Below are 25,507 nucleotides of genomic sequence, written 5' to 3'. Positions count from 1 at the left end.
CCGGAGCGACGTTGGCTCGGACCGGGCGGCCGGTGAACCCGGGGAGTGTTGCCACACAGACCTTCCCGCCGACGCATCACGACCGGCCCTGCGGTTCGCCCCACCCGGCGACGGTTCGGGATTTCGGGTTTGCCGAGAAGCCACCAGGCACGGGCGGAGTCGGTGCTGAGGCGTTCGTGTCGCTCGATCGGTGGGGAGTTGTCCGGGGCGGCCGGCCGGCGGGGTCAGAAGTCTCCCGTCTCGAAGAGTTCCGCACCGGGTTGGTCCCCGGCCCTGCCGAGTGCGCCGTCGCCCTGCACGACCGGGCGGTAGTGCGCGCGGTCCCGCGACACGGCCGCCAGCAGGGCCTGGTCCGGGCCGGTTGCCGACAGCATCACGTATCGGGCTCCCGAGGCCCGGAGGCGCCGGGTGAGGTCGTGGAGGTCGCGTGGCTCGCCGAGGCCGGTGATGCGCCGTTGACCGCGCTCACCCATGAGCAGCAGGAAGAAGTGCTGCCGGGTGTTCGCGGTGAAGGCGATGGTTTCGCCGTGCGGGACGCGTTGCACGCCCGCATACGCCAGGGCCGGCATGAGGTTGCGGTCCCGGTCCGGATCGCGCATCAGTTCCACGGTCTCGCGGACGTCGGCCCGATGCCACCATCCGCCCTTGTTCGTCCAGGTGTTGGACGGCTGGGTCGCCCACCACATGGATGTCGCCGTGGTCACCACGAACGCGCCCGCGAGGAGTCCCGAGACGGCGCGCCGCAGCAGCGGTTCGGCCGCCGGGCGAAATCCGCGCGAGGATCGCGGCCGTTCGGCGACGGCGGAGAGGACGGCCGCAAGGCACACACAGCCCAATGCCGGGAGGACCAACTGGTAGCGCGCCCACCACGGCGCCGGGGATGCCACTCCCCAGATGACCACCGGGAGCAGCAGACCCCACAGCAGGTCGAATCGGCGCCGGAACACGAACAGTCCGACGGCGACGATCACGATCGGGAGCAGGACGTAGATCCACTGGAGGCCGAAGCCTCCCGGCTGTTGGTCGTGGGTGTAGGCCAGGCGTTCGCGATCCAGGAGCCACGATTGCCACGTCGCGGTGAGCTTGCTCTGCCCGATGACCTGTGGCGCCATGGTGGTGGTGATGATCAGGTCGTGCACGGAGCCCTTGCCCGGGAACCCGAACATGGTGAACGGGTAGAACGGGTTCCCGTACGCGACCCAGGTGCGGATGTACCAGTAGCCCCCCAGTGACAGCACCGGCACGCCCATGAGCGCCAGGTTCGGCAGCGCGAGCCGAACCGTTGCGGCACCGTCGCGGCGCCACCGGGAAGCGCGTGCGATCGGGGGCGTCGTCCCGCGGTGTCCCGCGAGCACGGCCCGCCACGTCTGCACCACTACGAGGACGACGACCATCGCGACGGTCAGGAGATTCGAGGACTTCACCCCGATGCCCAGGCCCAGCGCGATCCCGATCGGCACGAGCCGGCGGCGCAGGTGCGGAGCGGGGTCCTCGCCTCGTTCGACCGCGACCGCGAGGGTCGGCCCCATGGCAAGCACCAGGTGCAGAGCGGCCAGCATGGTGGCCGTCGCGCCGAAGTCGACGTAGGTCGTCGAGGCCTCCAGGAACACCGCGGGGATCGCGAGCAGCCCCAGGCCGGCGAGCACGGCGTGGGCCCGGCGCGCTCCCGCCGTCCGGGCGAGCCCGGCCGTGGCGACGGCTCCGATGGCGAGGTACGGCAGCCCGGAAGCCCAGCCGGGACGAACCGTGCCCAGGAACGCTCCGCTGAACGCCGTGAGCAGTTCCTGTCCCTGGGGATAGACGTCGGCCCACAGCACCTGCGGCGTGTGTCCGACGTATCCCTGCTGGAGCCAGATCGCCGGCCCCGGCAGGTGATACCAGAGGCCGTCGTAGTCCAGGGGGCCCAGGAATGTCCCCATCGCGGCCCGCCAGCAGTACTGCGCCGCCACCAGCGCGGCGATCACCACCACCGCCGGATGCCGCAGGGACCGGCGCAGCCGCGGGATCTGCGAGCGCACCCGGACCGGACCGCGGAGCCGGGCCGTCCGGGCACCGCCTCGGCGGGTGAACCATGTCTCCACCGCGGCGAGCATGATCGCGGCGGTGAACAGGGCGCCCGCGTTCAACTGCCGGAAGAGCCCACCGATCAGCAGGGTCAACGCGGACAGTTGAGCCGTCGTCAGGAGCAACCAGACGAGCACCAGGTCGATCAATCCCCGGGCCGTGGTGGCGCATGCGAGGCGCCAACACCCGCCGAGCGTGACCAGCAGCGCGATCACCAGCCCTGCGGCGCCCGGCACGCTCACCGCCACAGCGGGGCCGAATCGACCGCGGCCGCCGAGGACTTCGGGTCCGAGGAGCCGTCGGTGGGTCGGAACACCCGGGTGCGGTAGGCCCAGAAGCGAAACACGGTCGCGAGCGCCATGCCGATCACATTGCCGGAGATGTTGTCGGCGAGCAGGCTGTCGAATCCGAAGACGTGGTGGGACAACGCCAGGCAGGCGATCTGGATCGCCATGCCTCCGCAACTCCAGCCGACGAACAGCAGGTACTGCCCTCGCACGTGCGCCGTTGCCGTTGCCGTTGCCGTTGCCGGAGTGCGTTCCCCGTACGTCCATCGGAGGTTGCCGACGAATGCGATCGTCGTTGCCACCGTGAGGGATACGGCTTTCGCGGGGAGCGCGGGGATGCCGACGAACGAGCGCAGGAGGTTGAACAGGACGACATCGACCAGGTAGCCGATCCCCCCGACGACCGCGAACTTCGAGACTTCGGGCGCGTGCTTCCGTACCAGGGCAGCCGGCGAGCCGGGCAGTGCACCGAACATGGGTTTTCCCGTCGTGACGATCGGGGCGAACGCCCCCGGTGTACTGGTTCCTGACCGCCCGGAGGTTCCTCCGGGTGCGGTGGTGTCGCGTCCGTCGCGGGAGGGCGTTCGCTCTCCCCGATCGCGTCTTTCGGCCGAGCGAATGTGCCCGTTCACCGCGGTGGGGTGTCGGTGAAGGAGCCGGACGCGGCGCGCTCGGCGAAGTCGGAGATGTCGTCGGCGGTCAGCGCGCGCGGCGCGTACCCGTCGAAGTACGTGAGGGGTACGTGCGCCGTCAGCAACAGTGCCGCGACGAGCACCAGGTGGGACGAGTGGCCGACTTCGGGCGGGTGTTCCGCGAGCAGGAACCACACGACGACGCAGAAGTTGGCGATCAGGAGGAACGCCCAGCGTTCCCGGTCCCAGCCCGCCGCGGCGAGCACCACCGGAGCGCCCGCGGCGGCGATCCACACCACGATCGGGACGGCGGATCGCCGCGACCGGCGCGCGTTCGTCCGGGCGAGGGCGAACACCGCGCCGACCACGATCACGAACAGCGGCAGCAGGAACAAAAGAACGTCCGAGGGCGAGTACAACCGCCAACTGTCCCTCTGGGTACGGCCGAACAGTTCGAGCGCGTCCGGGCGGAGCGGGAAGCCGGTGTCGGTGAGCCTGCGCCCGAGCCGATTGCCGGCACCGTCCACGGCCGCGGAAGCCACCAGAATGACGCCGCCGACGAGTGCCGCGGGCATGACGGCGAGGACCGCGCGGCGTAGCGGCGACGCCCGGAGCGCGGCGAGGAAGAACAGGGGCAGCACCGTGAGCACGGCGATCTCGTGGACGGTCACCGCGAGCGCGAGCATCGCGGCGGCGGCGACCGCACGGCCCCGTCCGAGCAACCACAGCGATCCGAAGAACATCAGGTAGAGCAACTGGTCGAAGTAGCCGACCTCGTGGAACAGGTATCCGCCGGTGGGCAACAGGAGGAAGGCGACGATCAGCAGTCGCCGTGCGGGGATGCGGGTGGTGACCGCGACCCGCACCAACACGGCGACGAGCGCGGCGAGGACGACGAACGAAACGGCGACGAACAGGCCGTAGGCGTAGCCGGTCGGCTGGGCGATCGGCCGCAGCAGCGTTCCGACCAGGAACCGTCGGTGGAAGCCGTCCTGCAACGACACCGTCTGCAGTGTCGCGGTCCAGCGGCTGGGCATGCGAATGCCCGTGTATGCCGCCACCACCACGCTTCCGAGCAGGACGCCGATTGTCGCGGCGGAGGGACGTGGGGCGGGGTCTGGCGTCACCCGCGCGACGCTGCGGGGCGACGCCGACGCCGCGACGGCGCTCGTCCGGATGATGCCCACGCCTCGGCCGCCGGAGGTGACGGGATGGCCGCGGCTCGATGCCGAGGGCAGATCGGCTGGTTCGGACAACGCTTCCGTGCGGGGGAAGGTGCCGGCGGGCAACGGTTCGAGATGCCCGGCGGTACGGCGGTTTCGGGTCATGAACCCCGTCTTTCGGGATGCGGCAGGTGCCGTTCTCGACGGTGTCGGGAGCGGATCGGTCGTCGTTTGTCGGGTGTTTCGGGCAGCGCGAAGTGAGCCCCGGCCGGGTATACACCGGGCCCGGCAACGGGGCGCTCACATCGCGGAATCGGGGCTACGCGGAATCGGGGGCCGAGGAATCGGGGCCTGAGGAATCGGGGCCCGAGGAAACCGGGGCCCGCGGAATCAGGACCCGCGGAGAGCGCGGGCCAAAAGGTTCGGGGGGCCGGTCCCGCGATGGGGAACCCCTTCGCGTGGCCGCTCAGGGGACGGGGATCACGGCCCACCCGGAGACCCTCCAAGTCAGGGGGCGTCCCAGCGCGGTGAGGCGGCGATCGCCATCAACTGGTCGGCGGTCAGGCCTGATCCGGATCCGCGGAGCTCGCCCGGGACGGAGAAACCCTTCGGCGGGGGCGCGCCCGCTTCGAGACGCACCTGCGGTCCGTGGGCGCGGAACGCCGTCAGGGCCAGCGGCACGATTCTGCCCTGTGTGTTCCGGTCGTGCTCGACCCTCGCCCGGGTCCCGTCCGACAGGGTCACCATCTCGCACGTACCGTTTCCCTTGCCGGGGCAGTCCGACCGCCCGTCGGTCGACGCGGACGTGACGCTCGCGCTCAGCAGGAAGCGGCCCGCGTCCGTCTCGACGACGGCGACACCCACGTCCGCGTCACCGTCGACGCCCACCACGCGAACCTCCGGTGGCGTCAGGGCTCGCAGCAGGCCCAGGACCTGCTGGTCGGCCGCGGGTTGAGCGGCGACCACCGGATCCCACACCGCGCTGCGGGCGATGGCGGTGATCTGCTCGATGCTCAGCACCAGAGCGCCCCCGGCCGATCCCGGGCCGGGTTCGGCAACGATCGTGCGGACGTCGACACGGGCGGCATCGGGACGGGTGTAGAGCACCCGCCACTCCTGTTCCGAACTCCCCTCTTCCTTGCGGGCCTTGCGCACGGTCAGCGCGGCCCCGTCCGGCTCCGCCGACCGGGTGCATTGGAGCAGCGCCCGCGCCGCCGGGCAGTACGCGTCGCTTGCCAGATCGGTGCCGGTGCCGGGCACGGGACGGGACACGGTCACGATCAGGGGTGACGAGCCGCTGCCGTTGCTGTATGTCGCGGAAATGCTCGCCTGGCTCCTGAGCACTCTGGGAACGCCGTCGTCGAAGCGGCTTTCATCGTTGGTCAGATTGCCTTCCGGGGGCACGGCCTTCGCCAGATACGGCAGCAGGTCCCGCTGCCCGCCCGGCTGCGTGGAGACGTCGGTCCGGGCGACGGGTCCGGATACCGACGCCTCGGAGCCGTCCCCGAACACGGCCCATCCGCCGACGCTCGCGGCCACCAGGACGCCGGCGATCGCGGCCCGGCGAACGGCTCGGATCCGGCTCCGTTGCCGGCCTCGGGCGAGTCCACGTCCGACCAAGTCGGGACTGGGCCCGCGGAACGTGTCGCCGACGGCGCGCAGCGCACCGGGCAGTTCCCGCTCGCACCGCTCGAACTCTTCGTCGGTGAGCTCGGCCACCGGTTCCTCCCGATCACGATCGCGCGGTTGGGTCTGACGTTCGGTTGGATTCAGCATGCCGCCACCAAGTCCCGGAGTTCGGAGTTCAGGAGCATGCGCAGTCGGCCGAGGGCCCGTCTGGCGCGGACCGGAACGGTGCCGGGTGCTATTCGCAGGATGTCCGCGGTGTCGTTGACCGAGTAGTCCTCCCAGTAGCGCAGCACCAGGACCGCGCGATCGGCGGGGGATAGTCGGGCGAGCCCCTCCAGGAGGGTCAGGCGCAGGTCGATGTCGTGGGTCTGCGGCGAGGGCGTCTCCGGGAGGCTCTCGGCGGGACGTTCGGACCAGCGCTTGAGGCGCCGCGCGGACAGGAACGTGCGCACCAGGGTCGTGTGGGCATAGGCCATGGGGGCTTCCATGGCCCGCACTCGGTGCCAGCGCGGGAACAGCTTCCCGAAGGTCTCCTGGACCAAGTCCTCGGCAAGGTGCCAGTCGCCGGTCAGCAGACACGCGGTGCGCAGCAGTTGACCACTGTGCGCGTGCGCGAACTCCTCGAAGTCCGCGGCCTTTCTGCCTGACATGGAGCCTCCGTACCTTGGCGTCGCACATGTAACGCCGCGACCCACAGGTTTCATGACACTCGACTCCGGGATCACCTGGAAGCAGCTTCGCCGCCGCTACCGCGACGGCGGCTGGTGGCCCGAAACCGACGACGGAGAACTGTTCGATCCGGCGAAGGCAAGCACGACCGGACACCGATACCAAGGAACCGTGACACCGCCCCCGTGGCCTACTGCGGCATGAGAATCGCAGTCACCCGATCGGGACTTGTGGAGAGCCCACATGCTGTCCATGGCCCGCCACCTGCGCGACCAGGACCTGAGCCTGCGCGACATCGCCGCCCGACTCGTCGTCACCACCGGCAAGACCGGCAAGACCGGCAAGAAGAGTCGAGTTCGCGGGCGAGCGCCCTGCTGTCGCCCTCCGCCCGAGGGCGAACGCGCGCAACGGTGGCGGAGGCACGGGTCACGCGGATCGATCAAGGTCGGGGTCGTGCCGGTGCGGTGACCCCATGGTCGAGTTCGACGTCCAAACGCGCCGCGGCCTCGTGTACCGCCTCCTCGGTACGGCCCAGGATGGCCAGGTCGGGGCACTCCCACGAGTCGTGCTCGGAGAGCCAGACGACGATGGCGTCCCGGGCGCCGAAGAAGTGAAACGTGTTCCCCACCTCGTCCCACGGCAGCGGGCCCAGGGCGGGCAGCGCCGCGCGCACCTGCCGGCCCTGCTCCTCGGTCGTCCCGAACGCGCGTACGTCGCCGGTGAACGCGTACTGCGGCAGCACCCGCACGACAGCCATCTGCACGAGCCACTCGGTCACCGAACGACTCGACATCGCCCACTCGGCCCCCTCCCACTCCTCGCCGGGACCCACCCACACGGGCGGGTCCGGCAGGTGCGCGTCGGCGTCCCGGTAGCCCCACGCGCAGCAACCCTCGTACTCGGTCATGAAGACCGTGTGTTCCTGTAGTGGCCGTGTCGGCCAGTCCAGGAACGTTTCGTACAGTCCTCGGTCGAGGAGATACGAATTGCGCGCGGAGCCGAGCCATTCGGCGAGAGCGTCCGGAACACTGTCCGATATCGGCGGTTCGGGTTGCCAACGATCGGCCAGAGCCTCGACGTGGCCGAACTCGCGCAGCAGGTCGGGCACCAGCGTTCGGCACTGCGGCCAAGGGGCGGTCAGGCGTTCGGCGAAGCGTTCGTAGTCGATTGTCATGCTCTGCACCCTAGATCCATGAGGTCATGACGTTGATGACGCCGCCTGGTGGTCACAAGACCGGCGACTGCCATGGGGGTCTCGTTCTCCAGTAGGTGGTGGTCAGGCCTGCTGCTTGCGCGGCAGCTTCAGTGCTGCCAGCGAGCTGAGCAGGGCCCCGGCCGTGACGAGCAGCGCGGTCACGAAGATGGCGTTCGCCGAGGAGTCGGCCGCGTGGCTGTCGGCCGCGCCGAGGTAAACGCTGCCGTAGGCCGCGACGCCGAGGACCTGCGCGATCTGGGCCGCGGTCGTCATCACGCCACTCGCGTCCGCCGCGTCGGCCGGCTTGACCTGGGCCAGCGCCACGGTGAGCAGTGGGCTGGTGATGTACCCCATCCCGATGCCGACGACCAGTTGCAGGGCCGGGAGCGCAAGGCCGCCGTGTCCGCCGGAGCGCATGTCGAAGCCGATGGCCACGTACGCGACCGCGGCGACCACGCACGCGGTGACGATCATCGTCCGGTGCAGCCGCTCGGGCACCTTCTGCCAGGTGAGGCTGCCGGTCGCGACGCCGATGGCGAGCGGCGCGAACGTCAGTCCGGTACGGGTCGCCGACTCGCCGAGCCCGGACTGCATGTGCTGCGAGAAGGCGAAGAGGAATCCCGCGTACCCGGCCATCGCGAAGAAGTTCGCGGACGCTCCGGACACCAGACCGGGCGTCTTCAGCACCCGGCCCGGCACCAGCGGCGCTCCGCCACGGCGCGCGACCGCACGCTCGACGAGGGTGAACACCACGAGCATGGGGACCCAGGCGACCAGGGAGATCTTCATCCAGAGCGGCCAGTTCTGCTCGTGGCCCATCACGAGCGGCACGACCAGCAGCAGCAGTGCGGCGGTCAGCGTGATCAGGCCGGGGATGTCCAGGCCCTTGGGCTTCGGGGGCTTGCCCTGCGGCAGTAGCCGCAGCCCGGCGATCACCAGCACCACACCGACCGGCACGTTGACCAGGAACACCGGACGCCAGCCGGTGCCGAAGAGGTCCGCGCTGACCAGGAGGCCGCCGGCGACCTGGCCGACCACGACGCCGAGCCCGATGACGGCCGCGTACAGGCTCAGTGCCCGGGCCCGCGCGGCCCCTTCGTACCTCAGCTGGATGAGGCTGTAGATCTGCGGCATCAGCATCGCCGCGCCGACGCCCTGCACCACGCGTGCGCCGATGAGGGTCGCCGAGTCGGGTGCCAGACCGCAGGCGAGCGAGGCCGCGGTAAAGGTGATGAGCCCGAACAGGAACATGGTCCGGAAGCCGTTGCGCGCGCCGAGGCGGGCGCCGGTCACCAGCAGCGTGGCGTACGCGATCGTGTAGCCGGAGACGATGAGTTGCAGCGCCGAGCCGGTGGTGCCGAGGTCGGTGCGGATGGTCGGCGTCGCGACGTTGACGATGGTCGAGTCGAGCAGGGCCATGAAGACCGCGCCCAGCATGACGACCAGCATGCGGTTGTTCCGGCGTTGGTGCGCGGCGGGGTCCTGCGCCTGTGGCGAGGCATGTGGCGAGGCTTGCGTCGAGGCCTGTGGCGCGGTCTCTCCGGGCGGGGCCGCAACCGTCCGGTTCTGTGTCGTCTCACTCATGACGGCGATGATCCTGGGCGTCGTATCCAGGTACCAGATACCCAGTAGTCCCGGTACTGGGGGTATCTGGCTGCGCCCTGCGGCCGTCCCGCACACTGAAATGGTGATGCCCGACGATCCCAAGGCCCAGCGGCGCTCCGAACTGGGCGCATTCCTCCGACTCCGCCGCGAGCGCATCACCCCGGAGGACGCGGGCATCTCGCGCGGCACCCGGCGGCGTACGCCCGGACTGCGCCGCGAGGAGGTCGCCCAGCTCTCCGGCATCGGAGTCGCCTGGTACACCTGGCTGGAACAGGGCCGGGAGATCAACCCCAGCGTCCAGGTGCTCGACGCGATCGCCCGAACGCTGCGGCTGGACCGGACCGAGCGCGACCATCTCTACCGGCTCGCGGACATCCCCAGCGTGCCCCTCGACGCGTCGCGGAGCCGGGACCGGCCGCCGGAGCAGCAGACCATCCTCGATGCCCTGACCCCGCTTCCGGCGAGCATCGTGACCGCCCGCTACGACGTGCTCGCCTTCAACGACGCGTACGCGGCGCTCGATCCGGGTCTCGCGCTGCTGCCGCCGGCGGACCGCAATGTGCTGTGGCATCTGTTCACTGCCGAGGAGCATCTACAGCCGCTCGTCGAGTGGGAGCGCGAGATCTCCTTCATGGTCGCCCAGTTGCGGACCGAGTCCGGCCGCCGCCTGGGCGACCCGCACTGGACGGGGTTCATCCGGCGGCTCTCCGAGGCGAGTGGTCGCTTCGCCGAGATCTGGGCCAGACACGAGGTCGCCTCGTCCGTCACCCGGCGCAAGTCGTTCTGGACCGTCGACGGCGACGAGCTGAGCGTGATCGCGACCGGTTTCGCGATGGCCTCCGACCCCGACACCAAGATGTGGATCTATACACCCGACGACCCGGAGACGGAGCGGCTGCTCGGTCGACTCGTCGGCCGCTACCGGGAGTTGGGGCCCGCCGAGTTGCTGAAGCAGGGCGCCCGCACCGGGGCGGCTCCGCTCTGAGCGGATCCGCCCCGGGCGGATCGGCTTGTGGCCGCCGTGCGCGGCGGCCCAGGGTGGGGGCATGAGCGAAGACACGAAAGCCCCGCTTTTCCACGAGCGCACGCGGCGCGAACTGTACGCGCAACGCGTCCTGCTCCTCGACGGCCCGTTGGACGACGACAACGGCACGTTGCTCACCACGCAACTGCTCACTCTGGCCGCGGAGGACCCGTCCGCGGACATCGCGCTGTGGATTCACTCGCCCGGTGGTTCGGTGCCGTCGATGCTCGCGATCCGCGATGTCATGCGGGTCGTTCCGTGCGACGTGTCCACGCTGGTGCTCGGGATCGCCTACAGCGCGGGCCAGTTCCTGCTCTCGTCGGGAGCGCGGGGCAAACGCCGGGCGCTACCGCACGCCCGCGTGCTCATGCACCAGGGCTCCGCCGGTATCGCCGGGTCCGCCGTCGACGTCGAGTTGCAGGCCAACGATCTTCGTCACACGCGCGACACCGTGATCGGCCTCATCGCGCAGGACACCGGACAGCCCGTCGAGCGGGTCTTCGAGGACTCGCTCCACGACCGCTGGTACACCGCGCAGGAAGCGCTCGACTACGGCTTCATCGACGCGATCGTGCAGGAGTTCGACGAGATCGCTCCGCGCGGTTCCCGCCGTGTCGCACAGAACTCCGGATTCCAGGGGGCCATGGGATGAGTACGTACGCCATTCCGAACGTCATCACCCGCGACTCCCGCGGCGAACGCGTCATGGACGTGTACTCGCACCTGCTCGCGGAGCGCGTCATCTACCTGGGGACGGCCATCGACGCGGGCGTCGCCAACGCGCTCGTGGCGCAGTTGCTGTTCCTGGAAGCGGACAACCACGAACAGGACATCCAGCTCTACATCAACTGCGAGGGCGGCGACCCCAGCGCCATGCTCGCGGTGTACGACACCATGCGGTACATCCGTTCGCAGGTCGCCACCACGTGTGTGGGACAGGCCGTCGCGGTGGGCGCGGTCCTACTCGCGGCGGGCGCGCCCGGCAAGCGCGCCGCCCTGCCCCACGCGCGTGTGGTGCTCCATCAACCCGCCGCGCAGGGACGCGGCGCGATCCCGGACCTGATCCTGCAAGCCGACGAAGTGGTGCGCGTCAGGTCGGACATCGAACGGATCCTCTCCCGGCACAGTGGCCGAGGCACGGACACTTTGCGCGCGGATACCGACCACGACAGGGTCTTCACTGCGGCCGGGGCCCAGGAGTACGGGCTCGTCGACGTCGTCCTCGAGGAGCGATGACGCGCCCCGACCGGCGCGTTCGCGCTCCCGGTCGCCTTACGGTCATGCCACCAGGGCGTACGCGGCACGGCAAACCGTGTTCGAGCGACCCGTCGGCCGGGTACTCCTCAGGTTCTCGGCGACCGCGAGCGTCAGATCGACCAGGCTCGTCCCCAGCGCGCCGGCGACTGCCGCGATCATCTCGCTCGACGGCTCCTTGATACCGCGTTCCATCTCGGAGAGATACGTCGTCGAGACGCCCGCGCGGCCCGATGTCTCGACGAGTGTCTCGCCGCGTTCGTGTCGAAGCGACCGCAGTTGCTCGCCGAGCACATGCCTCCATAGCGGTTCGCGACTCGGTGCGGTCGTCGGTCGGCGTGACGCGGGGGCGCCTTGCCCGTTGTCGTCGGCACGGAGCGGAAGCGATGGGGAGGTGTCGGTCATGCTCGATGGTAGGCCGCTCCGTGCCTCCTTTTCGAAGTTGTCCGCCCCCAGCGGAATCCGGGGCGAGCCGCGCGGGCTGAGTGAACTCGTTCAAGTAGCACTCTCCGAGATCGCTCGCCTCGAACTCACCAGGAACTACCTGCACCCGAAGGCAAAAGAGCGTTTTGCTACCCGGGGCTACCAACAAAACATGACCGGACACCGCGGCCGCTACCCCAGCGATCTGTCCGGTGCCCGTTGGGAGTTGGAACCAAGCTGGACGCGCCCCGGTGTTCTCATCGGGTGTGGTCGGCCAGGGCGGCGAGGAGGTGGGCGGTCTCGGGTCGGATGTGGTCGCTGTGGGCGCCTGCCGGGTTGAGGTGGCGTCCGCGGCGAAAGATGCGAGTGGCGTCGAGGTTCACGAAACGGTGATCCAGCGCGGCGCGCGGGTACGCGGTGTCGATCGGGAGCATGCGGGTGGCGAAGGCGTCGTGCGGGGCGGCGGTGATGCCGAGGCGGCCGGCGCCGGGTCGGCCTTCGACGCGGGTGTGCCAGAAGCCGACCGCGCGGTCGTGGCGCGAGTGGGTGGCCACGATGGGTCCGCGCAGCGGGGCTCCGTCGTGATCGTCGGTGGGCAGCAGGTTGGCGAACAGGCGGGCGAAGGCGTCGTGGGGTGCGGCCATCTGCAGGAGAAGGGCGCTGTCGACGGTGAACGGACGCGACGGCAGGTAGGGGACGGCGGTCCGGCCGAGAGTGTCGCCGGCGCGGGTGTCGGCGGCCCATTGGACGGCCTCGCACAGCAGGCGGCAGCCGAAGGAGTGGCCGACCAGGTGCAGGCGATGGCCGTCGCGGGTGGTGAGGTCGGGGGCGTCGTCGGGGTGGGGACGTTCGGTGTCGAGGTAGCCCAGGAGCGCGCCCAGCACGTGTGCGGCGTGGCCGGTGCCGTCGCGGGCGCCCATGGCGTGAGCACGGTCGCGGATGCGACGGTTGGCGGTGGTGCCGATGCGGCTCGCCGAGGGCCAACGCACCACCACCGTCCACGGTTCGAAGCCGCTCTCGGCCAGGTTCGGGTACAGGTGTCCGGCGGTGTGGACGCGTTCTCGGGTCAGGTCGTGCAGGCCTCGGGCAGCACGGATGGCGGCCGCTGGTGGGGTGCGCCAGCCGTGGGCGTACACGATGACGTCGGTGGCGTGGGCCGGAGGTGACAGGTGGGTGGCGAAGTGGTCGCGCAGGCGATGGTGGGGCACAGGTGCGTCGGTATCGGGGTCCACGATCCAGCCCGTGGTGTCCAGGTCGACGACGACGGTTTCGCTCACGGGGTCTCTCTCCCTGCGGGCCGGGACGAAGGCGGCGGGTCGACTGTCGGTGGCGCGGTGTCGGACGGCGGGAGTGGCAGGCGGGTGTCCATGCCGCAGTGAAGGGCGTAGGCCAGGCCCAGGGGATTGCGGTAGCGCGCGGCGAAGTCGCGGGCGAGGTCGCGGGCGGCAGTTCCGGCGGTGGCGCCTTCGTGGAGATAGCGGGTGACGAACGCGAGGGCGTATTCGGCGGCAAACGCCTGAGGCATGCGGATCGTCGGGCCCAAGACCCCTTGAGCGCCGTGTTCGATCAGGGCGCGGGCGAGATGGGCGTGGTCGGCGTCGGCAGGGGTGCCGCCATGGCAGGCGTTGAGCAGGATGAAGGGCCGGAACGTGCCTGCGTGGCGGTGGCGGGCGCGGGCCTCGCGGATCGTGCCGGCGTCGATGGTCCTGCCGTCGTTCAGGCGGATGACGAGTCGGGCACTCGACGCGCCGTCGGGTTCGAAGCTGCCGTGAACCCAGAAGTACATGAACTCGTCGCTCACGTGCCGTTGCCGTAGGTCGCGGACGAGTTCGCGGTGGGTGGTGCGTTCGACACTCCCGGGCCTGGCGATGAGCTTCTTCACCACGTCGGGAGCGCGGGTCTTGGGGCCCACGGACGGGTCGTGGTTGACACTCACCTTGGACGCGGACCCTGTGGTGGTGGCGAGGGGTCGGATCCAGGGGTAGGCGTCGCCGGTGTGCTCGATCTGGTGGCGGTGCCCCAGGAACAGGTCGAACAGGGCCTCCAACGCCGGTTCCGGTGCGGGTTCCGATCGGGATTCGAACTCGAGAGGGGCGTCTGCGGGTCGGTCTGTCGGCATGGGCACCACGGCCCGCTGCGGCTCCGGTCCGGCCGAGCCGGCGACGTCGGCGGTGGAGCGCGCATGGACGAGGGCGACAGGCGAGTCCTTCCCGACCAAGGAGCCGGTCGTCGAGCGTGGGGCGGCCGTGTGTGCGCGGCCCAGGCACAGCATCGGCCAGGGCAGGTGCAGGTCCGGGGAATCGAAGCGCACCCGCAGCCCCTCGTGCGCGAGCGCCGTCGTCAGGTAGGACCGGAACAGCCGGACCGGTGGGTCGTCGCCGGCCAGCAGGACGTCGAAGAGCACGGACGCGCCCTCGCGCACGAGTTCGTCCACGGCCGCGCGTACCTCCTCCTCCGGCTCTGCGACGAGGTCGGCCGCCGTGGCGAAGGGCCGGATGCGTCCAACCTCGGGTCTGCCTCGTGTGTCGGTGGGCTGATGGTCGACGAAGACCTCCTCCCACAACCGGCACAGCCGGCTTCCCGCGGCCCGGACCTCGCCCGGGTGGGCCGCGAGGTCGGCCCGATGCTCGCCACCCGCGAGCGCGGGCACGGCCGGGCCCGACATCCGGGCCCGGATCCGATCACCTCCGAGCACATCGAAACTGACCCGCAGATCCGGCTCGGCGATCTCCAGGTGCGGAAGGCGACGGAAGCCGTCGCTGGGGTCGTCGACAACGCGAACAGGCAGAGAGGCGGGCATTGTCATCTCCCCTCCCGGTGGTACGGCGCCGGCGCCGAGGCCGGTTCGTGTCCGGCGTCGCCCGAGACGACCAGTTCGGTCTCCACCCGCTGCAGCACGGCACCGGAGGCGTGGTCGTACAGGGTGAACCTCAGCGCGTGGACGCCGAGGCGATCGGCCAACCACTCGAATTCCGCCGGCTGGTCGTGGTGGTAGACGGTCGAGGCCGGGTCCACCTGCGCCCGGCTCAGCGGTGTCGCCACCACGCGCAGGGCCGGGCGTCCGGCGTCGGGCGCGGCCCAGGGATGGGTGGGACCCGCGTCGATCCACAGGACGATCCGCGCCGGCACCCCGGCCGTGATCTCCCCATCGTCCTTCAAGCCCAATCGCACCCGACAACCCGTGGCCTGTCGGTACCAGACGGCGAGGTTCGACCGCGCGGCGGACGTCTCCGGGTGCTCCGTGCCGAAGAGTCGCTCGCCGTCGGCGATCACTTCCTCCAGGACAGGGATGGCATCGTCCAAGCGCCCCGCCTCCCGGTAGGAGAGGGCGAGTTTCGTCCGCGCGGTGAGTGTGTCGGGGTGTTCGGAGCCCAGAAGTCGCTCACACTCGACGGCCATTCGCTTGCGAACGGGGATGGCATCGTCGAAGCGGCTCGCCGCCTCGTACGAGGAGGCGAGCCTCGTCCACACGGCGAGCATGTCGGGGTGTTCGGAGCCCAGGATGCGCTCACGCTCGGCGGCCACCCGCTCCAGGACGGGGATGGCGTCACCGCCGCGGCCGACCCACCGGTAGGTGTCCGCGGTGTTCAGCCACGCGGTGAGCGTGTGCGGGTGCCCCGCGCCCAGGAGTTGCTCACGCTCGACGGCCACCCGCTCCAGGACGGAAACTGCGTCGCCGGCGCGGCCCGTCGACCGGACGGCGTCGATGAAGGTCGTCCACGCGGTCAGCGTGTCGGGGTGTCCCGCGCCGAACAACCGCTCGCGCTCGGCGGCGACGTGCTCCAGGATGGGAATCGCTTCGCCGACGCGGCCCGTCTGCCGATACCAGAGGGTGATGGTCTCCCAGGCTCCGAGCGTGTCCGGGTGTCCCACGCCGAAGAACCGTTCACGTGCGTCGGCCACCCGCTCCAAGAGGCGGATGGCGTCCTCGTCGCGACCCACCAGCCGGTACGAGTCGGTGAGGTTGGTCCACGCGGCGAGGGTGTCCGGGTGTCCCACGCCGAAGAACCGCAGCCGCGCGGCGGCCACTCGCTCCAAGAGGGTGAAGGCGTCGCGGAGGCGGCCCACCCGCCGGTACGAGTCGGCGAGGTCCGTCCACGCGGAGAGCGTGTCCAAATGCCCCGCGCCCAACACCCGCTCACGCTCGGCGGCCACCCGCTCCAGGACGGGAATCGCCTCGCCGATGCGGTCCACCCGAAGGTATGCCTCGACGAGGTTCGCCCACGCGGTGAACGTGTCCGGATGCTCGGCGCCCAGGAGCCGCTCGCGCTCGGCGGCCGCCCGCTCCAGGGACACGAAGGCGTCGTCGATACCGTCCGGTAGATCCCCGGACCGTCCGCCACCACGAAGCAGCGCCCACGCGAATGCCGCTGCCCCGGTTGCGCCTTGAGCCGACGCCCCCACGAACTGCCCTGTACCCGGCCGGTCCAACAGCCACAACGGCGCCGAGACGATGAACATCGCCGCGAGCACCATCACCGCGATCTTCCATCTCTGCCGCACCCCGACACCTCATTCCCCCGCCGTGCCGATCCCAACCGTGGAGGCGCACCGGCGGGCTCCCAGTACACCAGCACCGGACCGGCGACGTCTCCGAATCCGAGCCGCGAAAGGCGGCCATGGAGCGCGAACCCGTGGGTGTGATGGGCCTGTCGGAGCTGCCGGCAAGGCAACACCCGCCCACCGGACCGGCTGACGCCGATCGCGTTCCCGACCGCGTGCCCGTAGCGCGGCGGCGAGTTGGACACCTCTCAACGGCTGTGGCGGTGCGCGCAGGGGCCCGCGCGTGCGGTCTGCAGGCCGGGATCCTGTACGCGGTCGGCCGCGACCAACGCGACATCGAAAGCATCGGCGGCCGACTGGTCACCCAACTCGTCGACACCGGCGACAACGCCGGCTCCAAACGCGCCAAAGCCCAGGCCCTGAACATCGAGATCATCGCCCCGGAGGAATTCGCGACGCTGATCGAATCCGTTCCGAACGACGACGCGTCAAGCTGACGACCGCTCCCGCCCGCCGGCTGGGGTGGTACCGCCGGGCCCTTTCGCGTGTTCTGGGGCCCGGTGCCGCGTTTGACCGTGAGGGGTTCCCCGCAGATGTGTGAACTCGCAGGTCGGCGGGTGCGCGGGCCCGGCAGGGTTTCGGGATGAGCACTCTGGAGCCAGGCACGAGTACGCCGCTGCCCGACGCGATCACCGATCTCATGCTGACCTGGCCGGCCGCCGAGGCGATGCCGCGCGTCGATCTGTGCGCGTTGCTGCTCGGCGCGGACGGGCGGGTCTGCGCACAGCGGGACGCGGTCGTCAGCCGCACCGAGCCGACCGCAGCGTCGGGCGCGGTGTGGTTCCTGGGCGCCGACGCGAGCACCGCGACCATCCGGATCACCCCGTCCGCGCTGCCCGCGGCGGTGGCCCGGATCGTCGTGGTGGCCTCGATCGGCGATCTGCCGCTTGCGCGGTTCCCGGGGCTCACTGTGTACGCGTACAGCGCGAGCACGCCGTTCGCGACCTGGCTCGCCCGGGCCGACACCGAGACCGCGCTTGTCCTCGCGGAGATCCACCGGGAGGCGGGCGGGTGGCGACTGACCGCGGTGGGCCGGGGTCACCCGGGCGGTTTACCGGACCTGTTGAACCGGCACGCGTCGTTCGGCACGCCCACGGCACTCGCCAAGCCCGCGCCGATCGCGGTGCCGCCGGACCCCGGCCTGGCCGGCCGGATGGCGCTGCACGACCGTGAGGTCGCGGCCTGGCTGCGCCGGCGCGGGCTCGCCGGGATCCGCGGGCGAATCGTGATGGTGCTGGACGGATCCGGCTCGATGAACGACCTGTACAAAAACGGCGTGGTTGCCCGGACTGTGGAGCGGCTGGCATCGGTCGCCGCGCGTCTGGACACCAGGGAGGTACTGGATGTCTGGGCATTTGCGGATCGACAGGTGCCCCTCCCACCGTTGTACGTCCCGGGAATCGCCGACTGGCTGCCACATGTGCATCCGGGCGGCATTCTGAGCTGGTCAGTGGGCATCGGGTGCGGCACCGACGCGGTCGGCATGGTCCGCACCATCCTCGATCGGCATGTGCCGCCCCCGGGCGGCCTGCCGGTACTGGTGGTCTTCCTCTCGGACGGAGCCATCGACGTCCGGGAGGTCGAGCAACTGGTCCGGGACACAGCGAACCGCCCGGCTTTCTGGCAGTTCGTGCAGGTGTGTCCGGACCTCTCTTTCTACCGGTCCGATGCGGAACACCAGGAACGGGTCCTCGCCGAGACCAACTTCCTGGTCCGGCACATCGTTCGGCGCCAGTTGCGGCACGCTTCCCGGCCGGAATCCGGCAACGTCGGATCCTTCGCCGAGGAGGACCTCGACGCGCTGACCGACGAGCAACTCTACGAGCGCCTCGTGGACGGATTCGCCACGCCGCGAACGTCGATGACCCGTCACGGGCACGCCGTCCGACCGGGCCCGGGGTGACAGGGCTTCCGGTGGTCGCCGGTGTCACCATGGCAGCAGCGGACTGCCTTCGGGGGGTCGGCCCGGCGCTGCGGCGGGCCGGAGATCGCGGTTCGGCGCGGCCGTCTCCTACCGTGAACGCGAAGGGCATCTTGACGTCCCCCGCGCACACGTCGAAGCCGTGACGGTGGCAACCGGCAGTGCGGACGTCGGCGGGCCCGGAGACGGCGCAGCGGCGGTTGACGAGGCCGGCGCGTGCGTGTGGCCCTTGTCGCGTGTGGCCCTTGTCGCTTGTCGCGTTTCGCGTTTCGCGTTTCGCGGCGGAGGTGCCGTGGCGCCCCTACCGGGCCGGCTGCTTCGGGCCCGCCCCGCACGAACCCAACCTCGCCGGATCGTTGTGGGCGGCGGCTGGGGTGCGAATCGACCCGTGGTGGGTGCGGCAGGGGGATCAGGACTGAGCCGACGGCGCCCCCACCGGTACGGCTGTGGTGGGAGCGCCGTCGCCATGGCCCCAGGTGCCCTGGTCGTGGTCAGCCGCGGGTGCGGTCGAGGCCGTCGTGGGACTGGATGCTTGAGCGGGTCCGGACCGCCGCGCTCGTCCGTGGGCGGGTGGCGGTTCGGGGGGACATCACAGGCGTCCGGTCAGGATCTGGGCCCGGTGAGCGCCGGAACCGACGATCGTGACGCGACCGCGGTCTACGCCCACCGCGGAGGTGTAGTTGGCCCCGCCCGGGCTCGGCGCCGGGAGGTCGAGCGAGCACGCTTGGCCGGCCGTGATGCGCAGGCCGTACGGTTCCGCGTCGGAGGCTGTCTTCTGGCCGACGGTGACGATGCCGCCCGGAACCTTCGCGGCACCGGCCAGGGCGCCGGCTTCGGCCGGAACGGTGACTTGGCGCCAGGCGCGGCCGTTCCACCGCATGACCAGCGCGTGTCCCCCGTCGTTCGGGTCCAGGACGGTACGGCCCACCGCCCACACGTCGTTCGGGCCGTGCGCGACGACACCGTAGAGCTCGCCGTACAGGCCGGTGAACGCGGGCGTGGGCACGACGGACCAGACGTGGCCGTCGTAATGCAGGCTGACCGGCTTGTCGTTGTCGTTGGTGCCGTTGCCCACCGCCCATACGTCGTTCGCGGACACCACCGTGATGGCGTTGAGGTTCCAGCTGGGGTACGGCTGCGGCAGGGGCATCCGTTGCCAGGCGGTGCCGTTCCAGCGTCCGACGATGCCCTCTCGGTGGGTCACCTGCGTGGTCTCGCCGTTCGGGTCCGTGGTGACGCTGTCCACGATCGTGGCCCAGCCGGCGGCCCAGGCGTCGGTGGGGCTGCGCGCGACCACACTCAGATATCCGGCGGAGCTCGCCGCGGGCGGAGCGTCGGCCTCGAACAGGCTCCAGGAGGTGCCGTCCCAGTGTTGTGTGGCGATCGTGGTGCCGTTGCGGGCTTTGTCGCCGACGAGCCAACCATCCCGTGTCGAGGAGGCGGCCACCGCGTTGACGCGCCCGGTGTAGCCCGGCGCGGTGGGCACCTCGATCCAACCCCGGTCGTCCCGTTCGTCGTTCGCGTAGAGCACCGGTGCCATGGTGCTTCCTGTGACGCTGAAACCGGCGGCCCAGGTCGTGCCGGCGTCGGGTTTGGCGTATCCGGTCAGGCTCACGTTGCCGGGTGGCAGTTTCTCGCTCGTCCAACGGGTGGTGCCGGCCGCGGCCGAGGCCGTGCTCGCCGTGCCGGCGACCAGCAGTAGTGCGGCGGTCGCGAGCAGCGCGCGGGCGCTGCCGGTGATCCGTTTCATGGCGTATCGCTCCAGACCCGGGGCGAGGCCCCGTCGATCCTGTCGGTTGCGTGGGGGGACGGTGTCGCGCGTGGAGCGCGCCGGGAAGGATCCCGGGGCGGGGCCACGTGTTCGTCGTCTTTCGCGGACTTCACCTTCTTCTTCGTGGGGAAAGGGTGGTCAGCTGCCCGGCGCGGCCGGCGGGCGCGTGGTGGGCGCACCGTTGATCGGCGCCCCGGTGGTCGGTGACGAGGGGGGCGGCGGTGTCGTGGTCTGCGGCGTGTTGGTCTGCGGGGCGTGGGTGGGCGGCCGGGGGGTCGGCGGGGCCGTCGGGACGGGACCAGCCGGGCCCTCGTCCGCGGACGTGCCGGGCAGGAACAACAGCCCCGCGGCCAGCGCCACGATCGCCGCCGCGGCGCCGCCGGCCGCCCATGCCGTACGGGCCCGCCGACGGCTTCGCACTCCCGCCTTCAGGCGGGTTCCGTGTTCGGAATCGAAGGGCGTGCTCTCCTCGGTGTCGCGCATCATCCGCGCCAGTTCCTTCTCGAAGGCGTCCATCACGTCGTTCACCCCACCGGCTCGATGACTTCACCCAGGATCTGCCGCAACCGGGCCACGCCCCGCGTCGCATGCGAACGCGCGGTACCCAGAGGACAGCCCATGGCCTGCGCGACCTGACCCTCGGTGTAATCGAGGTAGTAACGCAGCACCACCGCCGCCCGCTGCTTGGCCGACAGCAGCGCGAGCGCGGTCTCCAACCGCGTGCGCTCGTCCACGGCAGCGGCCGAATCGCCCGCGTGGGCCGCCTCGGGCAGGTACTCGACGGGACGCTCGCCCCACCACCGCCGGCGCGCCGAACGAGCGGCTGCCCGCACCAACACCCGGCGCACGTACGCCTCCGGGGCCTGCTCGCCGACCCTGGGCCAGGCGAACCAGAGCTTGACCAAGGCGTCCTGCAACAGGTCCTCGGCCCTGTGTCGATCACCACCGGTGAGCAGGCTCGCGAGATGACACAGCGCCGACCAGCGAGCCGCAACGAACCGGTCGAACCCTTCGGTTCGAGACTCCTCCATCGGCACCGTCCCTCGTATCTCCCCGGACCCCACACCGTTGGAAAGGCCTTGACCGCTGCCCCGCTATGCACCCGACGGCTGTGATCCAAGTCACCGCCCGCTTCGACAGGCCCGGTGCGGTGCTTCGCGGCAGCCACGCGTAGCGGGTGCCGCCGAACGTGTCGTCGAGGTAGGGATCAGGGCACCGTCGGCCGACGAACTCCCGTCGCAGGTACCGGGGTTGTCGCGACGCAGGCGAGCGGCAACTCGGCGTCGAACCGACGCGGCCCCGCCCTCCACCGGATCAGGGGTGGTACGAGGTGGCGAACCGTTCCCGACGGCAGGCATCGGCGCCCTGATGGTGCGTCATTGAGCGGCGCCCGCCTGTACGGCGCGCCCGGTCCGCGGATACCGGCGGCACTGCCCGCCGGCGGATCCCCGTGGGCGGCGGCGTTGTGGGCGGCGGCGTTGTGGTGGACGGAGCCCTGCGCGGCGTATCCGTCAAGGCCGGGGCTTGCGAATCGGGAAGCCCGGTGACGAGTTCTTGCGCCGTCGTCGTCCGGCCCGCGCCGAAAGGCCCGCCCAGCGCCGAACGATCACCCGAGGACGAGTGGCAACTTCGCGGCCAGTTCGCCGAGTTCGGCCTTCTCGGCGTCGGTCGGCGCGCGGCGTCCGGTGCCGATCAGCAGCGCGTCCTCGTCGGAGAACCGGGCGGGGAACGCGGTCCCGGCGATCTTCTCCAGCGTCGCGCGGGAACGGGAAAGGCCTTCGGCGGGTGGCCCCGCCACGTCCGGGAGATGGGCGATCAGGTCGAGGTGGTGCAGCGTCCATTCCAGCACGTACGCGGAAAGGTAGTCGCCCACGGTGAGGACCTGGTCCCGCGTGCCGACCCGGATGCTCGGATCCGCGAGTTCGGCGGCGCGCCCGGCGGCCGAGCCGACGTCGTCGAAGTGGAACTTGAGCAGCCGCGGCTCCTCGTACGCGGCGGCAAGACGGACGATCAGCGCGTCGAGCGGGTCGTCGAGCGGGTCGTCGCCGGTCGGGGATTCGACGAGGTCCCAGTAGGTCACCGCGTTCCGCGTCGGTTCCGTTTCGGCGGGGGTGACGAGGGTGATCAGCACGTCCTGCGCGTCGATGATCAGGTGGCACACCAGGTCGCGCACGAGCCAGCCGGTGCAGCCGGACGGCCGCTCGAAGTCCTGCTCCGGGAGTTCGGCGACCGCCGTGCGCAACGCACTCCAAGCGCGTGAGAAGAGATCCACCGCGGCAAGTTAGCAGCGCCCGGCCCCCGCTGCGACCGATTTGGCCTCCTCCGCGAACGGCACACCGGACCGGGGCGCGCGTGCCCACGAACAGTTCGACGCGACGATGTCGGCCCAGGCGGGCCGCACCGCCCACGAGGCCCGCGACCACCCGTTCGACGTGCGTGACGTGCGTGACGCGCGCGACGTCGGCGATCGTGCCCTGCCGCTCCAAGGTTCCCGCCCGGCCGGAAAGGCCGCCTCCAGGTCGCGTCGACCGTCTGCTCGGCTTTGGGTCGGAAGCGACGACTCCGGAGGTGAACGCACCTATTGCACGCAGCGGATTCTTTGCATACATTGCATGCACAACGAGGTCGACAGGCGCTCCCGACGCCGACGAACCACGTGGCAAAAGAGGTGTAGGACCCGCCGTCCGGGCGCTTTTCGTCCGGAAGATCGGCTCGCAAAAGCCGATCTCGGCATGTCGATCTCAGTAGGTACCGAATCTCGGCTCGACGACCGAACTCGGCTCCTGGAGATCGGGCAGGGCCGGCCTATGCCCGCCGATCCGCACACCACCAATGCCGATATTGCCGACCAGGCAGCCAACGCCGCCCTAGAAACCAGCGGAGCAAAGCGATGTACCCGTACCGCATTCCCGTGGACGTGGAATCCACCGACGCCGACCTCTTCATGCCCTACACGCCCGTGATCCGTGTACGCACCGGTGGAGACCTGCTCTTCCTGTCCGGCGCCACAGCGCTGCCGCTCTACCACCAACACCCGCACGAACACGACGAACTCGACCCCCCGGACGATGTTCGGCTGCAGACCCGGCTGGTCATGGACGGCCTGACCCGCTGTCTCGAAGCCGCGGGCGCCGGCTGGGCGGATGTCGTTCACACCGATCTGTTCGTCACCGACATGAACGACCAGGACGCCATCGGCCAGGTCATGTCCCCCTACTTCCAGGGCAACTTCCCGGCCAGCACCCTCCTTGAGGTCTCCCGCCTGGTCGACCCACGCCTCAAGCTCGAAATGAACGCCATCGCGGTGGTGCACCCGCAGGAGGTCACACGATGAAACTGGCCACCGTGCCTCACGGCACCTCGTCGACGGCCGCCCTGGTCCAGGACGACCTCTTCGCGCCCGTGCGCGCCCTCCCCGGACGGGACGACGCCACGGATGTCGCGGCCTTGATCCACCGGCCGCTCGATTCCGCCGAGCTGGAGCTCCTGCGCACGCGCCTCGAGCCGATCGCCGGCACCAGCCTGCTCCCGCCGATCCTGCGCCCGCCCAAGAATCTGCTGTGCGTCGGCAAGAACTATGTGGAGCACGCCCGCGAGGGAGCGAGGGCCGAAGGCGTGGCCTTCGAGGTCCCCGACACACCGATCTGGTTCAGCAAGGCGCACACCGCCTTGACCGGACACGACGGCACCATTCCCTGGGACGCGGACTTCACCGAGGAGTTGGACTACGAGGGCGAACTCGCGGTCGTCATCGGCCGGGCCGGTCGAGGCATCCGCCGGGAGGACGCGCTCGACCACGTCTTCGGCTACACGATCCTCAACGACATCACGGCACGCAACCGCCAACAACGGCACAAGCAATGGTTCGTCGGCAAGTCGGCCGACGGATACGCCCCCCTGGGACCGTGGGTGGTCACCGCCGACGCGATACCGAACCCGCAGAACCTGGCCATCGAGACCACCGTCGACGGGGAGATCCGTCAGTCCGACAACACCGCCAACATGATCTTCGATGTGGCAAGCCTGATCGCCGGCATCAGCGAAGGCATGACACTCGAACCCGGTGACGTCATCGGCACCGGCACCCCACCCGGCGTGGCGTGGGGAACCGGTCGCTATCTCCGTCCGGGCAGCACGGTCGCGGTCTTCGTGCAGGGCATAGGCCACCTGAGAAACGAGGTCGGCGCCGCCGCCGCCTCGTCGTGACCGGTTGGCCGGACGTGGTGCTGGTCGCCGTCGCCGGGCTCTTGGCCGGGCTCGTCAACGCCATCGCCGGCGGCGGCTCCCTCATATCGTTTCCCGCGCTCCTCGCCGTGGGATACCCCCCGGTCACGGCCAACGTGACCAACGCGGTCGCGGTACTCCCCGGATACGTCGGTGGCACTGTCGCCTATCGGCACGAAGTGCGGCGGCAAACCCGGCGGCTCCCGCGACTGGCACTCGTCGGCGCGCTCGGGGGCCTCACCGGCGCCGTGCTACTCCTCATCAGCCCCGAGGACGTCTTCCACGTCCTGGCACCGTACCTCGTCCTGTTGTCCTGCGCGGTGCTGGCATTCCAGCCCGCACTCGCGCGAGTCGTGCGACGCGGCGACGACAAGACAAACGACGACGACGGCGGCGGCGGCGGCGGCGACAAGACGAGAGACGGAGGGATTCTCCTCCCCCTCACGCAGTTCGTCGTGGGCGTCTACGGAGGCTACTTCGGGGCGGGCATCGGCATCATGATGCTGGCCGTCCTCGGATTGCTACTCGACGACGATCTCCACGAGGTCAACGCTCTCAAGAACGCCCTCTCCCTCGTCGTCGGAATCACCTCGACCGTATTCTTCGCATTCTTCGGCCCCATCCAGTGGGCCGCCGCCGCCGTCATGGCCGTCACGAGCCTCGTCGGCGGCCACCTCGGAGTGCGGATCGCACGCCGCCTGCCGGCGCGCGGGCTGCGTACCCTCATCGTCACCTTCGGCGCAGCCGTCGCCATCGCCTTGTGGCTGTGACCATCGAACCACCAAGGGACATCCCGTGAGGCACACCATCACCGCCGGCCACGCCGCGCATCGGGACGCGACACCCACCCGACCCACCCGACCTGCTCACCGCAGCCGCCGTCACCAACGGTCGGACGGGCCACACATCGGGCGGACACGTCCGCTCGTCGAGGACCGGCCCCCCGTCCCGCCCCTCCCCCGCCAAGCGGCATCCGGGCCGGTCGGCGCCCCACACGAGACTCCCGGCCGCGGGGTGTCGCACTCACCTCGGACGCCCGATCGGCGTGGCGCGCACGGAAGGCGACGACCCCCGCGTCGGTGA

At 70.5% G+C, this 25,507-nt stretch carries 24 protein-coding genes; 9 read left to right on the top strand and 15 right to left on the bottom strand.

The genetic code is table 11. From position 1 onward, the window contains the following. Positions 1-224 precede the first annotated feature (224 nt). From OG928_RS32240 to OG928_RS32220, 5 genes are all read right to left on the bottom strand, one after another. Positions 225-2,306: a hypothetical protein gene (locus OG928_RS32240; protein WP_406290394.1), complete on the bottom strand. Its 2,082-nt coding sequence runs from the start codon at positions 2,304-2,306 to the stop codon at positions 225-227. Then, positions 2,303-2,827 (bottom strand): GtrA family protein, encoded by a 525-nt coding sequence (locus OG928_RS32235; RefSeq protein ID WP_406290392.1) that lies wholly within the window; start codon positions 2,825-2,827, stop codon positions 2,303-2,305. Before OG928_RS32235 ends, OG928_RS32240 begins: the two co-directional genes overlap by 4 nt. Positions 2,828-2,979: 152 nt before the next feature. Continuing rightward, positions 2,980-4,110 (bottom strand): hypothetical protein, encoded by a 1,131-nt coding sequence (locus OG928_RS32230; protein ID WP_406290390.1) that lies wholly within the window; start codon positions 4,108-4,110, stop codon positions 2,980-2,982. Positions 4,111-4,653: 543 nt separating this feature from the next. Next, complete coding sequence (locus tag OG928_RS32225) at positions 4,654-5,865, bottom strand: hypothetical protein (protein ID WP_406290388.1); 1,212 nt, start codon at positions 5,863-5,865, stop codon at positions 4,654-4,656. A 50-nt stretch (positions 5,866-5,915) separates the two neighbouring features. Continuing rightward, entirely contained in the window at positions 5,916-6,425 is a 510-nt protein-coding gene (locus OG928_RS32220; RefSeq protein WP_406290386.1) for a SigE family RNA polymerase sigma factor, read from the bottom strand. A 262-nt stretch (positions 6,426-6,687) separates the two neighbouring features. Here OG928_RS32220 and OG928_RS32215 point away from each other — a divergent pair, with 262 nt between their 5' ends. Continuing rightward, positions 6,688-6,912: a hypothetical protein gene (locus tag OG928_RS32215; RefSeq protein WP_406290384.1), complete on the top strand. Its 225-nt coding sequence runs from the start codon at positions 6,688-6,690 to the stop codon at positions 6,910-6,912. Here the strand turns inward: OG928_RS32215 and OG928_RS32210 are convergent. Then, on the bottom strand, positions 6,884-7,618 hold the full coding sequence (locus OG928_RS32210; protein WP_406290382.1) for a hypothetical protein: 735 nt from the start codon (positions 7,616-7,618) through the stop codon (positions 6,884-6,886). The genes OG928_RS32215 and OG928_RS32210 overlap by 29 nt on opposite strands. 102 nt (positions 7,619-7,720) lie before the next feature. Continuing rightward, a complete protein-coding gene (locus OG928_RS32205) occupies positions 7,721-9,223 on the bottom strand; it encodes an MFS transporter (RefSeq protein WP_406290380.1) in 1,503 nt (500 codons plus the stop codon). A 106-nt stretch (positions 9,224-9,329) separates the two neighbouring features. Here OG928_RS32205 and OG928_RS32200 point away from each other — a divergent pair, with 106 nt between their 5' ends. The 3 genes from OG928_RS32200 (at position 9,330) to OG928_RS32190 (ending at position 11,504) form a co-directional block, all read left to right on the top strand. Continuing rightward, on the top strand, positions 9,330-10,229 hold the full coding sequence (locus OG928_RS32200) for a helix-turn-helix transcriptional regulator (protein WP_406290377.1): 900 nt from the start codon (positions 9,330-9,332) through the stop codon (positions 10,227-10,229). Between the two features lie 61 nt (positions 10,230-10,290). Beyond that, positions 10,291-10,920 carry a ClpP family protease gene (locus OG928_RS32195; protein WP_406290375.1) on the top strand — a complete coding sequence of 210 codons (630 nt, stop codon included), beginning with the start codon at positions 10,291-10,293 and terminating at the stop codon, positions 10,918-10,920. Continuing rightward, complete coding sequence (locus tag OG928_RS32190; protein ID WP_406290372.1) at positions 10,917-11,504, top strand: ClpP family protease; 588 nt, start codon at positions 10,917-10,919, stop codon at positions 11,502-11,504. The genes OG928_RS32195 and OG928_RS32190 overlap by 4 nt, the downstream gene beginning before the upstream one ends. A gap of 42 nt (positions 11,505-11,546) precedes the next feature. Here OG928_RS32190 and OG928_RS32185 read toward each other — a convergent pair whose 3' ends face one another. From OG928_RS32185 to OG928_RS32170, 4 genes are all read right to left on the bottom strand, one after another. Then, a complete protein-coding gene (locus OG928_RS32185; RefSeq protein WP_406290369.1) occupies positions 11,547-11,816 on the bottom strand; it encodes a helix-turn-helix domain-containing protein in 270 nt (89 codons plus the stop codon). 386 nt (positions 11,817-12,202) lie between these two features. Next, positions 12,203-13,222, bottom strand: a complete 1,020-nt coding sequence (locus tag OG928_RS32180; RefSeq protein ID WP_406290367.1) for a hypothetical protein — start codon at positions 13,220-13,222, stop codon at positions 12,203-12,205. Next, positions 13,219-14,745: a hypothetical protein gene (locus OG928_RS32175; protein WP_406290364.1), complete on the bottom strand. Its 1,527-nt coding sequence runs from the start codon at positions 14,743-14,745 to the stop codon at positions 13,219-13,221. The genes OG928_RS32180 and OG928_RS32175 overlap by 4 nt, the downstream gene beginning before the upstream one ends. Before the next feature lie 2 nt (positions 14,746-14,747). Further along, positions 14,748-16,448, bottom strand: coding sequence for a tetratricopeptide repeat protein (locus tag OG928_RS32170; RefSeq protein WP_406290361.1), 1,701 nt, complete (start codon positions 16,446-16,448; stop codon positions 14,748-14,750). A gap of 116 nt (positions 16,449-16,564) precedes the next feature. On the opposite strand from OG928_RS32170, the gene OG928_RS32165 reads away from it, so the two are divergent. Next, positions 16,565-16,945, top strand: a complete 381-nt coding sequence (locus tag OG928_RS32165) for a hypothetical protein (protein WP_406290359.1) — start codon at positions 16,565-16,567, stop codon at positions 16,943-16,945. A 146-nt stretch (positions 16,946-17,091) separates the two neighbouring features. After that, positions 17,092-18,411, top strand: coding sequence for a VWA domain-containing protein (locus OG928_RS32160; RefSeq protein WP_406290357.1), 1,320 nt, complete (start codon positions 17,092-17,094; stop codon positions 18,409-18,411). A 607-nt stretch (positions 18,412-19,018) separates the two neighbouring features. On the opposite strand, the gene OG928_RS32155 is transcribed toward OG928_RS32160, so the two are convergent. The 4 genes from OG928_RS32155 to OG928_RS32140 form a co-directional block, all read right to left on the bottom strand. Continuing rightward, positions 19,019-20,179: a hypothetical protein gene (locus OG928_RS32155; RefSeq protein WP_406290355.1), complete on the bottom strand. Its 1,161-nt coding sequence runs from the start codon at positions 20,177-20,179 to the stop codon at positions 19,019-19,021. Positions 20,180-20,338: 159 nt separating this feature from the next. Then, entirely contained in the window at positions 20,339-20,728 is a 390-nt protein-coding gene (locus OG928_RS32150; protein WP_406290353.1) for a cellulase, read from the bottom strand. Then, positions 20,725-21,231: a SigE family RNA polymerase sigma factor gene (locus tag OG928_RS32145; RefSeq protein ID WP_406290351.1), complete on the bottom strand. Its 507-nt coding sequence runs from the start codon at positions 21,229-21,231 to the stop codon at positions 20,725-20,727. The genes OG928_RS32150 and OG928_RS32145 overlap by 4 nt, the downstream gene beginning before the upstream one ends. A gap of 575 nt (positions 21,232-21,806) precedes the next feature. Continuing rightward, a complete protein-coding gene (locus OG928_RS32140; protein ID WP_406290349.1) occupies positions 21,807-22,472 on the bottom strand; it encodes a maleylpyruvate isomerase N-terminal domain-containing protein in 666 nt (221 codons plus the stop codon). 639 nt (positions 22,473-23,111) lie between these two features. On the opposite strand from OG928_RS32140, the gene OG928_RS32135 reads away from it, so the two are divergent. From OG928_RS32135 to OG928_RS32125, 3 genes are read left to right on the top strand one after another with little or no spacing between them, the layout of a single operon-like run. Beyond that, positions 23,112-23,534, top strand: coding sequence for a RidA family protein (locus OG928_RS32135; RefSeq protein ID WP_406290346.1), 423 nt, complete (start codon positions 23,112-23,114; stop codon positions 23,532-23,534). Next, positions 23,531-24,406, top strand: a complete 876-nt coding sequence (locus OG928_RS32130; protein WP_406290344.1) for a fumarylacetoacetate hydrolase family protein — start codon at positions 23,531-23,533, stop codon at positions 24,404-24,406. The genes OG928_RS32135 and OG928_RS32130 overlap by 4 nt, the downstream gene beginning before the upstream one ends. 14 nt (positions 24,407-24,420) lie before the next feature. Then, positions 24,421-25,194, top strand: a complete 774-nt coding sequence (locus OG928_RS32125) for a sulfite exporter TauE/SafE family protein (RefSeq protein WP_406290342.1) — start codon at positions 24,421-24,423, stop codon at positions 25,192-25,194. Positions 25,195-25,507: the final 313 nt, after the last annotated feature.

The sequence above is a fragment of the Embleya sp. NBC_00896 genome (genome assembly GCF_045207785.1).
Classification (GTDB): Bacteria; Actinomycetota; Actinomycetes; order Streptomycetales; family Streptomycetaceae; genus Embleya.
This window is presented reverse-complemented; position numbering and strand designations above follow the sequence as displayed.